Here is a 14,975-nt window from a genome sequence, read left to right on the forward strand (position 1 = left end):
GTAGCAATAACGGTTGCCCGGCAGCTAAACATTTTTTGACATCATCTTGCGGTGCGTATGTATTGACATAATGATGCCAAACCCGGCCATTAGCACGATCAGCGCCGAGCCTCCGTAGCTTATTAACGGCAGCGGAACACCTACTACCGGCAAGATTCCGCTCACCATACCGATGTTCACAAACACATAAACGAACAAAATCAGTATCAGGCTGCCGACAACCATGCGGCCAAAAAGCGTCTGAGCCTGAGCGGCGATGATCAACCCGCGCATAATCACCAGCAGATACAGCGCCAGCAGCACTAAAATGCCGATAAAGCCCAGTTCTTCCGCCAGAACGGCAAACACAAAGTCGGTGTGCCGCTCCGGTAAAAACTCCAGCTGCGACTGTGTGCCGTGCAGCCAGCCTTTCCCTACCATACCGCCAGAACCAATAGCAATTTTTGACTGAATAATGTGATAGCCCGCCCCACGCGGATCGCGGGTCGGATCCAGCAGCATCATGATGCGTTCACGCTGATAGTCATGCATAAGAAAGAACCACAGCACCGGAATGAACACCGCAATCAGCGCGGCAGCGGCGGCGATAATCCGCCAGCTAATGCCGGACAGGAACAACACGAAAAGACCGGATGTGGCCACCAGAACGGCGGTCCCGAGGTCGGGCTGCATCGCAATAAGCAAGGTGGGAACAAAAATCAGCGCTAGGGCGATGGCGGTATGTTTCAGCGATGGAGGACAGGGATTGCGATTGATAAACCGCGCCACCATCAGCGGGACGGCAATCTTTGCGATTTCAGAAGGCTGGAAGCGGATAACGCCGAGATCCAGCCAACGCTGAGCCCCTTTACTGATTTGCCCGATGCTATCCACCATTAGCAGTAAAATCACGCACAGGGCAAAGAGCCAGGGGGCGGATCTTTCATAAAAGCGAGGAGGGATTTGCGCCATGGCGATCATCACGATGAGCCCCATCGCTATCTGCCCGGCTTTGCGCTCCATCATCCCAGGATCCTGGCCGCTGGCGCTCCACATCACAAACGCGCTGTAGGCAAGCAGCAGCATAATCAACAGCAGCAGCGAAGCATCAAGATGAATCTTTAGCCAAAACATTCTTTTCTGATGAATATTTTCCATGTAATACCTCTGCCACCACAAGGTAATTCAGGCATGGTTCCTGATATATTCACGGGACAAACTAGCGGATTGCCCTCAGCGTTATTTCCATATCCACGTCATGACCCGATAGTTTACCCGGTAATATTTGACTATTAATTTGAGCTGCTGGTGATAGCGTAGCTGTAGGTGGCCGGAATTATTTTTTTATCCACGGAGGATATTAACCCTATGGCCATTGCTTCACTGGGAGAATAGTTTGTAAGGTTATACTCGCTATGCAGTATCTCGGCTATTTTGGCATCATCAAGTTTTGTACATGCCCGATACGTTTTTTTAAACATCTCATTGAAACGACGTGTTTCTTTTTCAAGGTAAGCCACATCTGCTGGCCTGACATCTCCCTGATGTGAGATAGAGGCCGGGTGCAGGAACAGGCTGCCTTCAGGCAATGAGCGCCTGTCGTCTGCGGCGCAAAACATGATCGTTGCTGAAGAGCCGACGGTGGACATAGCCACTGTTGTTACGGGGATAGCAGAGCTTCTGACGGCAGCGGCGGCCATCAAGCCCGCATCCATATCACCGCCATAGCTATTGATGTAGAGATAAATTCTTTCTACATCATTATTTTTATTAACTTCATCAAAAGCGCTGACCAGCCTCGATACGGCGGAAGGTTGCATTTCTCCGGTATAATAAATTTTGGCTATTTTATTTTTATCTTCCACTGGCTGCGCTGCAGCAAATGAAGAATACGAAATTAACACTGTAATGATCAGGTGTATTGCGGCTTTCACATGTCTCTCCTTGATAAACTCAACTTAACATTCCATTTCTTCATAGCTTATAACATGGGATTGCAAAAGCAAGGTGATTTATAACCAGTAATTAAACAAAGAGTTAATATTGAAAAGAAAAAACCCAATAACATAAAAAATAAAATAACCCTCTGTAATAGCAGGCAATATTAACCCATAATTTAATAGGCCACTACGCCGGACGTAGCCCCAAAATCACCTCCAGCGGCTTAGGCGGGCTGAAATAATAGCCCTGCAGCCGGTCGCAGCCTGCCCGGCCAAGCAGCTTGAGCTGCTCTTCGTTTTCCACGCCCTCCGCCGTCACTGCCATCCCCAGCGCGGTGGCAATACGTACCGTTCCATTCACCAGCGCCAGCGCTTGTTCATCGCTGTCCACCAGTCCGGCCAGGGACTTGTCTATTTTGATGGTGTCAAAGTTAAAACGTCGCAAATAGCCGATGCTCGAATAGCCGTTGCCGAAGTCGTCCAGCGCCACCGCCGTGCCCTGAGACTTAAGATTGCGAATTGCCGTCAGGGCGCGCTCCGGGTTTTCCAGCACATAGCTTTCCGTCACTTCCAGTTCAAGCCTTTGCGCCGGGAACGCCGTTTCCTGTAGCACCCGGGCAACCTTATCTTCAAATTCCGGGTCGCGGAACTGCGCCGGAGAAATGTTTACCGACAGCCGCAGATCCTCATGGGGAGCTAAATCACAGCACGCCTGGCGGAGCACAAACAATCCGAGCGAATAGATAAGACCGCTCGTTTCAGCCACGGGAATAAACTCATCTGGCAACAGTTCTCCTCCTGGGCGACGCGGCCAGCGTACCAGCGCTTCCACACCGGCCATCGCCTGGCTACGTGCATCCATAATCGGCTGGTACCAAACCTCAAACTCATTCCGTAGAAGGCCCGCGCGAATGTCATTTTCGATGGTTAAACGGCGCTCGCGAACATTATTCAACGCAGCATCATAATAAGTCGTGCGACCTTTTCCGGTAATTTTAGAGTGATACATAGCGATATCGGCCCGGCGGAACAGCTCCGAGCTGCTGCAATCCACCAGCGAGCCCGAAGCTATTCCGATACTGGCGCTAATATGAAGGGTACTTTCTCCCACGGGGACAGGCTGGCTAAGAAAATCCAGGACTGAACCCGCGAAGGCGGCTGAGTGTTCCCCGGCCCTCTCCCCGCCGATCATCATGGCAAATTCATCCCCTCCCATGCGCACCAGCATGCCGTTTGGTGGCACGCGATCGCGAAGAGCATGAGCAATGGTCACGATTAACTGGTCGCCTTTATCGTGCCCGTAAATATCATTCACGTCCTTAAAACCATCGAGATCGATAAATACCACGCTTTTTTCGTCGCTATCTCCCCGTTTGCTGATGGTTTCCAGCCGCTCGATGAGCGCTCGTCGGTTAGGTAAATGGCTGAGCCAGTCGGTTAACGCGATATTTCTCGCCTGCTTTTCACCTCGAGCCAGCTTGTACAGCCCCAGGCTGCTGATGACGATAAAGACCAGGATTAGCACCGCCGCAAGCATCGTAATGCGCATAATATCTGCCGAAGCGGCGCGGGCCGCCTCTGCTCCAGGCAGCCGCGGCTGCCAGCTAAGGTATCCCAGCGTTTCACCGGAGGCGCTGTTCAGCGGGACACTTGAAGAATCAGATGGCGTGGGCGTCAGGCGTAGGTTTTCAATCTGAAACGTGTTTCCCAGCTCTTTTAGCATCGAGTTATTAATCTGACGACCAATCACCAGGTAACGGCGCGTGGCGTCGTGAACCTGAAGCCGCCCCAACATGGGCCGAATCAGCCCAATGCCAATAAACGAAACGCCGCTCTCGGTTTGCGTGATCCCGGCAAAAATTTTTTTGTCGTCTTTAAGCGTTTGCGCGTTCTGGTGGACGAGGGACGCAAACCCCTTCCCAAGTTGAGAAATGTTTTGCCCCGTTACGCGTTGCCCACGAAACGAGCCCCAAAGCACATTGAACCCTTCATCCAGCACGTACACGCCATCATAGAGGTTATTGATTTTGTAACCCGCGCCCCAGGTGTTATACAGCCAGTTAACGTCCAGCTCAGGGCGATAAACTTGATTTACGGCATCGTCCCAGACCGCATTATCAATAACCAACGCCCACACGCGGTTGACCGAAGTCTGTATGGCCCCCTGTACCGACAGGGCGCTTCGGTGTTCATCTATCTCATTGGTTTTACTGCTAATAAGGTGAAATGAAAGGTAGAGGAGCGCGATAATAGACACGATCAGCCCGATACCTGCCATAAACACCATGGCAAACAGGGCTCCAGCAACGGGCGTGCTTTTCCAGCTAAGAGGATTACGCAATTTCAGCTCTCTTCTAAGTGAAATAACGTGAAGGTTTTTAGGCTTTTGATTTAGAGAAGTGCTTTTACCGTAAAATAAGCGTAATACACCCTGAGGAAAGCGCTGCCCGAATCATTAACGGGCAGCGTGATGGATCAGGCAATTTTGATAATAACCATCCCTACCAGCAACAAACTTAGTCCAACCCAACCTTTGCGGTTAAGGCGCTGGCCGAAGAGGATCCAGCCCGCGGCCACGGTGGCGGCGATACCAAACCCGCCCCAGAGCGCATAGGCGACGGATAACTCAATGCCTTTAACGGCCTGAGCCAGGGCGCTGAACGCGGCCAGCACGGCCAGCAGAGACAGCACACCGTAAATCGGGCGTTTGAAACCATCAGATTGTTTTAAAAAGATATTGGCGACGATTTCCAGAATAATGGCTAACGCTAGCCACAGGGCGTGTACCCACTCAAACGACTGCATGATGCTCCCCTTTCTCTGATATCACCGGGCGTGATTTTTTCTCTCGCGTACCCGATTTAATCAGCGCAATACCAATAACCAGCGTAGTTAAGCCAAGTATTTTTAGCGGTGAAATGGACTCATCAAACAGCATGACGCTGAAGATGGTAATAAACAGAATACCGATGCCTTCCCACATGGCATATGCCACGCCAAGGGCGATTTTTTTCACCGAAAACGCCAGAAAAATATAGGAGATCGCGATCATGACCAGCATGAAAATATACCCCATATTACTTTCGTTTACGCTTGACCATTTCATTGACAAGGTGCCGGTAATTTCGGCAACGATGGCTAATCCCAATAAAACCCAATAAATCATGATTTCTCTCCTGACAGAGAAAATAAAGATACAAAAAACCGACAAGCCACGTCACACGACGAGCAAGCGAAAATTTGAAAACCAGAAAAAAAATGTCAGAAGAAAGGGACTATAGCGCGTTGCGCCAGTGCTGCTCACCAGAGAGTGAAGATGTAGATGTGATAAAAACAGAATGCTGATTGAATGAAGTGCTGAACGTATTGTCCATAATATTTCCAACTTACCCGCGGTGTTGCTTCTCATCAGTTGCGGATAGAAAATTGTCCTCAGTAGTTAAACACGGTGATTTTATACCATAATTCGGTATGTTAGCGGCTGACCTTTACACTCCTTTACGCAAAACGACAGCAAAAACACAATGTATCAAACTGTTTTTAACGTTTAAAATAACGTAATAAAGGGACACCTGTTTTAACGGTGGTGTATTATTCCCCCGCCCGCACACTGGAGAACCCGCCACGATGGCAAAACCAATTATTACACTCAAAGCACTGAAGGCCGTGATCATGCTGGGCATGCTGGTCATTATTTTGGTGGGTATTAAAGCGGCTGCCGACATCATCGTGCCATTTATTCTGGCGCTATTTATTGCCGTTATTCTAAACCCGCTAATTCGTCGTCTTGAACGGCTTCGGGTGCCGCGCGTGCTGGCCATCAGCCTGGTGATTGTCGTCATTATCCTGAGCATGGTGCTGCTGCTGGCCTATCTCGGCACTTCGCTAAACGAACTTGCGCGGACCCTGCCGCAGTACCGCTCTTCATTGGTGGTGCCGTTAAAAACCCTTGAACCCTGGCTGCAGCGCGCGGGAATTTCTGTTTCTGTCGATGAGTTAATGAAGTATGTCGATCCTAATGCCCTGATGACGCTGGTTACCGGTCTGCTGACGCAGCTTTCCAACGCGATGACATCTATCTTTTTACTGCTGCTGACCGTGGTGTTTATGCTGATTGAGGTCCCTCAACTGCCGCGCAAGCTGCAGCAGCTGATGGCTCGCCCGGAAGAAGGTATGGGTGCCATTCAGCGTGCGCTGGACAGCGTCAGCCATTATTTGGTGCTAAAAACGGCCATCAGCATCGTCACCGGCCTTGTCGTATGGAGCATGCTTGCCGCCCTTGACGTCCGCTTTGCCTTTATCTGGGGGCTGCTGGCCTTCGCACTCAACTATATTCCAAACATCGGCTCCGTGCTGGCGGCCATCCCGCCGGTGGTGCAGGTTCTGGTATTTAACGGGTTGTACGAGGCCCTGATTGTCGTCGCGGGTTATCTTCTGATTAACCTGGTGTTTGGCAATATCCTGGAGCCGCGCATGATGGGCCGAGGGCTTGGGCTCTCTACGCTGGTGGTATTCTTGTCACTCATCTTCTGGGGTTGGCTGCTCGGCCCGGTCGGTATGCTGCTGTCCGTGCCGCTGACGATTGCGGTGAAGATTGCGCTGGAACAAACGGAAGGCGGGAAAAGTATTGCGGTGCTGCTGAGTGATATGAGCAAGTCCTGATGATTTTGCCCCTCTCCCCGGAGGGGGAGAGGTAAGATCACATGCAATATGTTTTATCCCCTCTCCCTTTGGGAGAGGGTTAGGGTGAGGGAAAAATCACTCCGGATCTAACTCAAAACGCTCCGCAATATACCCCAGCGCCTGCGACACGCCATCCGCGCTAATGGTATGCACCACGCCGGGTTCAAACAGCGTTTCAACTTCCGCGCCAGCTTCAATTAACGCCGCGGCAGCCGCTTCACTTTCAGCCCACGGAATCACCTGATCCGCCATACCATGAATCAACAGCGCCGACGCATCTGCCGCCACGTGATACGGTTTGGGTGAAGCAAGACGCCCGGAAAATGCCACTACGCCCGCCAGTGGAAAACGGGAAGTAGCCAGAACATCCAGGGCCATGATAGATCCCTGAGAGAAGCCCAGCAGAATGACCTGATCTTTACCCGGCGTCACGTCATGCTGCTTAAAAATAGCTTCCAGCTTCGCATCAAACGCGGCCCGGGCCTCTATCACTCGCTGCGGGCGGTTTTGTGCTGTCACGCCCTCCAGGCTGAACCACTGCCAGGCATCGCCGCCGCCGTCAAAAGGCTCGCTGCCGTTCGGGGAGGCAAATAGCACTTCCGGCATAACCTGCTGGACAAAAAGCCCCAGCCCTTCGAGATCCGCCCCGGAACTCCCTACCCCATGCAACATCACGATCAGTTTTTTCATTTCCCTGCCCTGTGCTCAAACCTGAATGAATATCCTCGCAGGCGGCTACCTTATCGCGATCCCCCCTTCACAACAAGTCAACCGCCGCTAAATACGCGGCAATACCGAGCTTGTTTTTGAGCAACCGCTCAAGTATATTTCGCGCTTGAGCAACCGCTCAAATTTGGATTATTTTAGAGGCATTCAACATGCGCTTCACTAACCGCTGGCTGACTCTGGCGATCCTGACCAGCACCCTTTTCCTGATCATTATAGATATGACGGTGCTTTACACGGCACTGCCCAGGCTCACCCAGGCCTTAAACGCTACGGCGTCTGAAAAACTGTGGATCATTAACGCCTACCCGCTGGTGGCGGCGGGCCTGCTACCCGGCGCGGGCATGCTGAGTGACCGCCTGGGCCACAAGCTGCTCTTTATGTCCGGATTACCTGTTTTCGGCCTCGCTTCGCTCTGCGCGGCCTACTCGCCCACGGCTGAACTGCTGATCGCTTCTCGCGTGTTTCTGGCTATAGGTGCCACGATGATGATGCCAGCCACGCTTGCCATCGTGCGTCAGGTCTTTACCAACGAGCGCGAACGGGCGCTGGCCATCGGCATTTGGTCTGCCGTGGCTTCTGCCGCCGCGGCGCTTGGCCCGGTTATTGGCGGCGTGCTGCTGGAGTACTTCTGGTGGGGATCGGTCTTCCTGATTAACGTGCCGGTCGTCTTGCTGGTTATCGTTTTTGCCTGGTTCTTGATCCCACGGGATGCGGGGAACGCCAACCGTCCCTGTGATTTCACCGCTTCACTGCTGATTATGCTTGGCCTTGTAGGCGTGATTTACGCGCTCAAGGAACTCAGCAAGATGGATGCCTCGTGGCTAACCATCGCCGGCTCTTTGCTGGCTGGCGTCGTCTTTTTAACGCTGTTTGTTCGTCGCCAACAGCGTTCGGCCCAGCCGATGATCGATTTCTCGCTGTTCCGTAACCGCATGTTTGCCAGCGGCATTAGCGTGGCGATTATCACCATGATCGCGCTAACCGGCATTGAGCTGGTGTTGACCCAGCGCCTGCAGCTTGTCCTGGGCCTGACGCCGCTGTTAGCCGGGCTGTCGATTCTGCCTATTCCGATTGGCTCGGCCCTGGCTTCACCGCTGGCCGGCGTCGTGCTGCCACGCTGGGGCGGCGCAAAACTTATGGTCTTCGGCCTGCTGGTGACAGCGATGGGTATGACGGGTATGGCTTTGCTGGCCGATTACAGTCTGACGCCACAGCTCGCCGCGCTGTTTGTCATCGGGCTTGGGCTCGGCGTGGCGTTTACCGCCGCATCAACATCCATCATGCTCAATGCCCCGGAAGAAAAAGCCGGCATGGTCGCCGCGATTGAGGATGTCTCATGGGAAATGGGCGGCGTACTTGGCGTGACGCTGCTGGGCGGCCTGATGACCGCGGTCTACAGCGCAAGCCTGGTGTTGCCTGAAGGCCTGGTGGCAGGAAACAGCGCGTACGACAGTCTGGATGAGGCTCTGCACCTTGCAGGCTCGATGAGCACGGCAAGCGCCGCCCTGCTGAAAGAGCTGGCGCGAAACGCCTTCAGCCATGCCTATCTGACGGTGATTATCTGCGCCGCCGTGCTGGTCGCCGTCAGCACCGCGATCTTGAAATATGTGCTGCGCCAGCCGGAAAAGCTGTCCAGCCAGCGTGTTAAAAACTGATAAGATGCTCCATCAGCGATTCAGATAACCGTGGAAACGTCATGAAAGAAGCACCGGACACGCTAAGAAGCAAAATCCTGAGCGGGGCCATTGAGCTGTTCATTGAGAAAGGCATTGAAAAGGTGACCACCCGCGAACTCACCGAGCGGGTGGGTATTTCACGGAGCCACATTTACCACTACTTCAGCGACTGGCAAACGCTTTGCATTGAAGCGATGACCGCGTTTTTGATGGCCGATCTGCACAAGTTTACCGCTGAAACCAACACGTTTTCCCCGGAAGATAAGCTGCAACGCTTGATCCACACGTATCTCCCTCACGCGCCGGACGCTGTCTGGCAGCTTTACGGCGCGCTGTGGCACCAGGCAGCGCACAGCAGCGTATGGGCCGAGCTTGCGCTGGTGATGACGCAAAAATGGGAAAAAGTGCTGGCCGATATCGTCGATGACGGCATTGCGGCCGGCGTGTTTAAAGCGGTGGATGCCGCCAGAGCTACGCGCCAGTTTAGCGCCCTGCTCAACGGTTATGCCGACAAACTGCTGGTCGCCTCAGCCCCTGCCGACAGGCAGCTGGCGCTGGACGACATCGACAGTTTTATTCGCCTGGTCCTGCGGGCGGGTTAAATTGCTATCCGCCGGCTGATCTCTACCACGCTGTCGCTCGGCAGGCGGTAATAGTGCGTCACGTGCGTGGCGTTTCTCACCATGAACGCGAAGCACTTACGCTGCCAGGCTGGCATCCCCTGCCCGTCCTCACGGGCCACGATGGTTTCATGGCCCAGATAGTAGGTCACGTCCTCCACGCGGAAGGCACACGCCATCTCTCCCAGTCTCGCCATAAGCTCAGGAATATGCGGTCTTTCCATAAAGCCGTACTGGGCGATACCGCGCCAGTAATTCGGTGCCTGCTCCACAATTACCAGCCGTTCTCCAGCCGGTACGCGCGGGACGTTCATGATAGAAATGGTCAGCGAAAGTACCTGCTCCTGCAGCGCGTGGTTGCGCGCCACATGCCACCGCATCACCGGCGGGATACCGTTGCGCGTTTTGGTCAGAAACACCGCTGAACCCTGCACGCGCGGCACGCCACGCTCTTTCAGCGCGGCGAAGAAGGTGTTCACATCGATCACCTTTTCGTTCACCGCCCTGGACGCCGCCGCCGCGCCACGGTGCCAGACCAGCATCGTCGTGCAGACAATCGCCGCTAGCAGCAGTGGAATATAACCGCCCTCCAGTACCTTGATCATATTAGCGATCAGGAAGCAGGTATCGACGATCAAAAAGCCCCCCGCCACCAGCGCGCTGGTCAGCCGCCGCCACTGCCAGATGTGACGCATCGCCACGTACAGCAGCCCGGAGGTCATCAGCATGGTGAGAGATACCGCAATCCCGTAAGCCGCCGCCAGGTTCTCAGACGACCTGAAGAACACCGTCAGGAACAGCGTGACGCCCATCAGCAGCCAGTTGATCACGCCGATATAAATTTGCCCGTAGCTCTCCGCCGCCGTCTGGCGAATGCGCAGGCGCGGTAGCCAGCCCAATTGAATCGCCTGCCGGGTCATCGAAAATGCCCCGGTGATAATCGCCTGACTGGCAATAATGGTGGCCAGCGTGGCAAGGATCACCAGCGGGATCAGCAGTGCCGGCGGGCAAAGGCGGAAGAAGATATTCTGGGTGATATCGGCCCCGGAAAGGATCAGCGCCGACTGCCCCGCATAGTTCAGCAGCAGGCTCGGGAAGACCACGCCGTACCACGCCATCCAGATAGGCTTTTTACCGAAATGCCCCATGTCGGCATACAGCGCTTCCGCCCCGGTGACGCACAGAAACACGCCGCCCAGCACCATAAAACTGACAAAACCGTTAGAGACGAGAAACTGCAGGCCGTACAAGGGATTGATAGCCAGCAGCACGGCCGGATGCTGCGCGATACCCCAAATCCCAAGCCCGGCGATAGCAATAAACCACAGCGCCATAATCGGCCCGAAAACTTTACCTATCTTAGCCGTGCCGAAAGGCTGCACGGCAAACAGCAGTACCAGAATCGTCACCGCAATTGGCAGCACCCAGGTTTCGGCCTCCGGCAGGATAATATTCAGCCCTTCAATGGCGGAGAGCACTGAAATTGCGGGCGTAATCGCTCCGTCACCGTAGATCAGCGCCGCGCCCAATAAAGCCGCCAGCACCACCCAACGCGAGCCTTTGTCTCTCGCCACCAGCAGCGACATCAGCGCCATAATGCCGCCTTCCCCGTGGTTGTCGATGCGCATCGCAAACATCGCATACTTCACCGAGGTGATGAGGATCAGCGTCCAGATAATCAGCGACAGCAGACCCAGGATAACCGACGGGGTCGGATCGTTGCCGGATAACAGCAGCACCGTTTTCAGGGTATAAAGCGGGCTGGTGCCGATATCGCCAAACACCACGCCGAGGGCGCTTCCCGCGAGGATAAATTTATGCGGCGTTGTCCCGGAGGCTTCCGCGCCGTCCGTCTGCGACAGGTTTGTCATGTCCAGTCCTTTCTGTGATTTTTCTGGCTGTTGCCATCACAAAGTATAGAGGTGGATAAAAAACTTAAGATAAACAGTGGCAAATAAAAAAGGCCCAACGGTTCCCCGCCAGGCCAAAAGGTACTCCACATTAAAACCTTTTTTTAATTAAAGACCATCCCGCCGTCGATGAGCAGCGACTGCCCGGTCATATAGTCAGAGTCCGCGCTGGCCAGGTAAGACACACAGGCAGCCACATCTTCCGGCTCGGACAAACGTCCCAGAGTGATGCGTTTGGCGAATTCTGCGGTGCCATAACCCAGCGGTTTACCCGCTGCTTCAGACACCTGACGGTCGATTTCGGCCCACATTGGGGTTTTGACGATCCCTGGGCAGTAGCCATTCACTGTGATGCCCAGCGGGGCCAGGTCGCGCGCCGCGGTCTGGGTCAGGCCGCGCACGGCAAATTTGCTGGAGCTGTAAACCGCCAGCTCGGGGTTACCCACGTGCCCAGCCTGGGAACAGGCGTTAATGATTTTCCCGCCGTGCCCTTCGGCTTTAAAGGCTTTAACCGCGGCCTGAATACCCCAAATTACGCCCTTCACGTTGATGTTATAGACCTTATCGACGATTTCCGGGGTGATGTCCTCGATAGGCGTGGAAGGGGCTACGCCAGCGTTGTTGACGATGACATCAAACCCGCCCAGCCCTTTGCGGGCAGCCTCAACGGCGGCGAAGACCTGATCGCGGTCGGACACGTCCGCAGTCACTTCCAGCGCGCGGCCGCCGTTGCGGTTAATTTCGTCCGCCACTTCTTTTGCGGTTTTGGCGTTGTAGTCCGCCACGGCGACGGCAAAGCCGTCTTTAGCCAGGCGCAGCGCGATTGCTTTCCCGATCCCCTGACCGGCGCCGGTAACCAATGCTACTTTTTTCATCACAATATCCTTCTGTAGTTTAAAGAATTTGGCTGAGGTGCAGTTGACTCATCAACAGATGGTTGTCGCTGTAATCAACCGGAATGGCGACCACCGCCGGACCATTCACATCCATAGCGGCGCGTAAAGTCGGCTCCAGCGCCTCCGCGCTTTCTACCGCGAAGCCCCGTGCACCGAAGGCATCCGCGTAAGCTTTGAAGTCCACCGGCCCGAAGTTCACGCCGGACAGACGCTGGTATTTTTTCTCTTCCTGAATCGCCACCATGTTGTAGGCGTTATCCACCCAAATGATGTGCAGCACGTTAGCGCCCAGGCGCACCGCCGTTTCCAGCTCCATGCTGGACTGCAGGAACCCGCCGTCGCCGGACACCGAAACCACCTTGCGGCCCGGATTCACCAGCCACGCGCCAATGGCCCACGGCAGCGCTACGCCCATGGTTTGCTGGCCGTTGGAGATCATCAGCTGACGGGCGCGGAAGCTATAAAGATAGCGGGCGATCCAGATGTGGAAACTGCCCATATCGACGGTCAGGGTCACGTCGTCGTTCACGATGTCCTGCATCGCCCGGACGATGCGCAACGGGTGGAGTGCAAACTGATTCAGCTGTGCGCCCCTGCGGCTCAGCAGTTCACGCTGGTGCTGCCTGTCCACAAGGATTTCTGACGCACGTGGGCTAAGGACCAGCGGTGTTTCTATACGGGCGGTGAGTTTGTCCAGCGTGCTGGCGATATCACCCACCAGCTCGACGTCTGGCACGTAGTTGCGTTCTTCATAGGCGGGCAGAACGTCAATATGCACCAGCGTGGCATCACCGGTATTCCACATCGCCGGCTCATACTCCACCGGGCTGTAGCCAATACAGATAACCAGGTCGGCAAGCTGCAGCAGGCGGTCACCGGCCTGGTTATTAAACAGCCCCACGCGCCCGGCAAAACGAGCAAAGTGTTGCTGATTCACCGCGCCTGCGGCCTGATAGGTGCTGGTGACCGGGATATGGCTTTTTTCCAGCAGATGGAACAGCGCCGCGCTGTTTTCCTGCTGGCTTGCCATCAGCCCAAGCAGGAATACAGGATTTTTGGCCTGCGAGATAAGTTTCGCCACATCGCTAATAGCGGCGTCAGGCGCTGCACCGGCTTTCACCGCCCCGTTGGCTGGCAAAATATTCCCGGTTGCCGGGCCGTCGCTGATGTCCTGCGGCAGGCTGACAAAGGCACTACCGGGGCGACCATGCTCGGCGGCGCGGAAAGCGTTTGAAACCACCTCAGCAATGGCGTCCGAAGAAGGGACTTCCACCGAGTATTTCGTCACCGGGCTGAACATCGCCACGGTGTCCATGCTTTGATGTACCAGTTTGGCTTTATCGGAACGTTTTACCGCCCCGCCCAGCGCCACAACCGGGTCACCTTCGCTGTTGGCTGTTGCCATGCCGGTGATCAGGTTTGAGCAGCCAGGGCCGGAGGTCACCAGCGCCACGCCCGCTTTCCCGGTGATGCGCCCCACCGCCGCCGCCATAAAGGCCGCATTGGCTTCGTGGCGGACCGGAATAAGTTCAATCGGCGAGTCGTTCAGCGAATCAAAGACCTTATCGATCTTCGCCCCTGGGATCCCAAAGACGTGCTTCACGCCCTGAGCTTCAAGCTGGCTGACCACCATGTCAGCGCCGTGCGCCCACTGGCGCAAAGGTTTTTTATTATTCATGGCTCACATCTCCTCAGGGAACGCTAGTTTTCAACCGCGCGGATAGCCGCGTCGAGATTTTCGGGGTGCAGGTTGGCGTTAAGAAATGCACTGTCTGCCGGAAGATCGATCATCAGCTTGTGGATCTCACCGAAGGTCAGCTCGCCTTGCTCCAGCTGATAATCGAGCAGATGCCCGCCGCCCTGGCGGTCATCGGTAATAAAGTGTTCGTGATAGCCCGCCACGTTAATGCCCTGCATATGCTGTGGGGTGCGGAACCCCACCAGCACGCCTTTACGGCCGTTAAAGCGGAACACCGGCTGGTCGTCCAGCACGTCTGTCATCGCGCGATATGGCGGCTTCTGGCGCGGTACCGTGCGGGTATGTGCGTGGTGGAAATGACCGTCGATGCGCAGCGCACAAAACAGGTTATCGGAGGGAATTTTTGCGTCGATAATCTCGTGCAGTTTCTGACGGCTGGTCAGGCTATTGATGCGCAAGCGGTACTGAGGTTTAAACCAGGTCATCACCGCAAACGGCGTTTTCTGCTGCGGGCTGGCCGCTCTGGCGCTGCCGTCTGACCGTAATTGATACACGTTGCTGTTGAAGGCAATCATCTCGCCGTCCAGCTCGTTAAAGGTCCCCAGGCCAAAGTCACCGTGCTTAAGCAGGTCGGCCATGGTGGTTTCCCCTTCATAGACGCCGCTCAATAATGCGCTCATCAATGAAGTCTGATATATCATGTTTTCTTTATTGGCTGCGGCGAAGGTCTCGACCATCTCTAAAAGACTTTCTTTGCAGGAACATAGAGTTAGATCGCTCATGGCGTCTGTCACCTCGGGCTGAAGGTTAAGAAACATTAATTAAATGTTGACGTGATCCAGC

General features: G+C 54.8%; 14 protein-coding genes. 3 read left to right on the forward strand and 11 right to left on the reverse strand.

Annotated elements, in window-relative coordinates; genetic code table 11:
• Positions 1-24 precede the first annotated feature (24 nt).
• The 6 genes from mrdB to ACREYP_RS12315 all read right to left on the reverse strand — a co-directional run bounded on the left by mrdB (position 25) and on the right by ACREYP_RS12315 (position 5,293).
• On the reverse strand, positions 25-1,137 hold the full coding sequence (gene mrdB / locus ACREYP_RS12290; RefSeq protein ID WP_498880880.1) for a rod shape-determining protein RodA: 1,113 nt from the start codon (positions 1,135-1,137) through the stop codon (positions 25-27).
• A gap of 134 nt (positions 1,138-1,271) precedes the next feature.
• Positions 1,272-1,913, reverse strand: coding sequence for an ATP-dependent Clp protease proteolytic subunit (locus ACREYP_RS12295; protein ID WP_008459260.1), 642 nt, complete (start codon positions 1,911-1,913; stop codon positions 1,272-1,274).
• A 193-nt stretch (positions 1,914-2,106) separates the two neighbouring features.
• On the reverse strand, positions 2,107-4,260 hold the full coding sequence (locus tag ACREYP_RS12300; RefSeq protein WP_498880881.1) for a bifunctional diguanylate cyclase/phosphodiesterase: 2,154 nt from the start codon (positions 4,258-4,260) through the stop codon (positions 2,107-2,109).
• 134 nt (positions 4,261-4,394) lie between these two features.
• A complete protein-coding gene (mdtI, locus tag ACREYP_RS12305; protein WP_336818762.1) occupies positions 4,395-4,724 on the reverse strand; it encodes a multidrug/spermidine efflux SMR transporter subunit MdtI in 330 nt (109 codons plus the stop codon).
• Entirely contained in the window at positions 4,711-5,088 is a 378-nt protein-coding gene (gene mdtJ, locus ACREYP_RS12310; RefSeq protein WP_336818795.1) for a multidrug/spermidine efflux SMR transporter subunit MdtJ, read from the reverse strand. The genes mdtI and mdtJ overlap by 14 nt, the downstream gene beginning before the upstream one ends.
• Before the next feature lie 106 nt (positions 5,089-5,194).
• The gene (locus ACREYP_RS12315; protein WP_442892170.1) at positions 5,195-5,293 is read right to left on the reverse strand and encodes a protein YdgV; all 99 of its coding nucleotides are present in this window, start codon (positions 5,291-5,293) and stop codon (positions 5,195-5,197) included.
• Between the two features lie 253 nt (positions 5,294-5,546).
• Here ACREYP_RS12315 and ACREYP_RS12320 point away from each other — a divergent pair, with 253 nt between their 5' ends.
• Entirely contained in the window at positions 5,547-6,581 is a 1,035-nt protein-coding gene (locus ACREYP_RS12320; RefSeq protein ID WP_273970900.1) for an AI-2E family transporter, read from the forward strand.
• A gap of 96 nt (positions 6,582-6,677) precedes the next feature.
• On the opposite strand, the gene ACREYP_RS12325 is transcribed toward ACREYP_RS12320, so the two are convergent.
• Entirely contained in the window at positions 6,678-7,292 is a 615-nt protein-coding gene (locus tag ACREYP_RS12325) for an alpha/beta hydrolase (protein ID WP_336818763.1), read from the reverse strand.
• Between the two features lie 188 nt (positions 7,293-7,480).
• On the opposite strand from ACREYP_RS12325, the gene ACREYP_RS12330 reads away from it, so the two are divergent.
• The gene (locus tag ACREYP_RS12330) at positions 7,481-8,986 is read left to right on the forward strand and encodes an MFS transporter (protein ID WP_336818764.1); all 1,506 of its coding nucleotides are present in this window, start codon (positions 7,481-7,483) and stop codon (positions 8,984-8,986) included.
• 41 nt (positions 8,987-9,027) lie between these two features.
• On the forward strand, positions 9,028-9,609 hold the full coding sequence (locus ACREYP_RS12335) for a TetR/AcrR family transcriptional regulator (RefSeq protein WP_008459273.1): 582 nt from the start codon (positions 9,028-9,030) through the stop codon (positions 9,607-9,609).
• Here the strand turns inward: ACREYP_RS12335 and ACREYP_RS12340 are convergent.
• From ACREYP_RS12340 to budA, 4 genes are all read right to left on the reverse strand, one after another.
• The gene (locus tag ACREYP_RS12340; RefSeq protein ID WP_336818765.1) at positions 9,606-11,498 is read right to left on the reverse strand and encodes a potassium transporter Kup; all 1,893 of its coding nucleotides are present in this window, start codon (positions 11,496-11,498) and stop codon (positions 9,606-9,608) included. The two genes, ACREYP_RS12335 and ACREYP_RS12340, sit on opposite strands and share 4 nt — an antisense overlap.
• A 143-nt stretch (positions 11,499-11,641) precedes the next feature.
• Positions 11,642-12,412: a (S)-acetoin forming diacetyl reductase gene (locus ACREYP_RS12345; protein WP_008459277.1), complete on the reverse strand. Its 771-nt coding sequence runs from the start codon at positions 12,410-12,412 to the stop codon at positions 11,642-11,644.
• A gap of 19 nt (positions 12,413-12,431) precedes the next feature.
• Positions 12,432-14,111: an acetolactate synthase AlsS gene (gene alsS, locus ACREYP_RS12350; RefSeq protein ID WP_336818766.1), complete on the reverse strand. Its 1,680-nt coding sequence runs from the start codon at positions 14,109-14,111 to the stop codon at positions 12,432-12,434.
• A gap of 23 nt (positions 14,112-14,134) precedes the next feature.
• On the reverse strand, positions 14,135-14,914 hold the full coding sequence (budA, locus tag ACREYP_RS12355; RefSeq protein ID WP_336818767.1) for an acetolactate decarboxylase: 780 nt from the start codon (positions 14,912-14,914) through the stop codon (positions 14,135-14,137).
• Between the last annotated feature and the right edge of the window lie 61 nt (positions 14,915-14,975).

This window comes from Enterobacter sp. TMH.L2, assembly GCF_050847315.1.
Lineage (GTDB): Bacteria > Pseudomonadota > Gammaproteobacteria > Enterobacterales > Enterobacteriaceae > Cedecea.

Coding starts and splice junctions, on each gene's coding strand:
- ACREYP_RS12335 (WP_008459273.1), top strand. CDS start 9,028: ATGAAAGAAGCACCGGACACGCTAAGAAGCAAAATCCTGAGCGGGGCC.
- alsS (WP_336818766.1), bottom strand. CDS start 14,111: ATGAATAATAAAAAACCTTTGCGCCAGTGGGCGCACGGCGCTGACATG.
- mrdB (WP_498880880.1), bottom strand. CDS start 1,137: ATGGAAAATATTCATCAGAAAAGAATGTTTTGGCTAAAGATTCATCTT.
- ACREYP_RS12330 (WP_336818764.1), top strand. CDS start 7,481: ATGCGCTTCACTAACCGCTGGCTGACTCTGGCGATCCTGACCAGCACC.
- ACREYP_RS12345 (WP_008459277.1), bottom strand. CDS start 12,412: ATGAAAAAAGTAGCATTGGTTACCGGCGCCGGTCAGGGGATCGGGAAA.
- ACREYP_RS12340 (WP_336818765.1), bottom strand. CDS start 11,498: ATGACAAACCTGTCGCAGACGGACGGCGCGGAAGCCTCCGGGACAACG.
- ACREYP_RS12315 (WP_442892170.1), bottom strand. CDS start 5,293: ATGGACAATACGTTCAGCACTTCATTCAATCAGCATTCTGTTTTTATC.
- ACREYP_RS12325 (WP_336818763.1), bottom strand. CDS start 7,292: ATGAAAAAACTGATCGTGATGTTGCATGGGGTAGGGAGTTCCGGGGCG.
- budA (WP_336818767.1), bottom strand. CDS start 14,914: ATGAGCGATCTAACTCTATGTTCCTGCAAAGAAAGTCTTTTAGAGATG.
- mdtI (WP_336818762.1), bottom strand. CDS start 4,724: ATGCAGTCGTTTGAGTGGGTACACGCCCTGTGGCTAGCGTTAGCCATT.
- ACREYP_RS12320 (WP_273970900.1), top strand. CDS start 5,547: ATGGCAAAACCAATTATTACACTCAAAGCACTGAAGGCCGTGATCATG.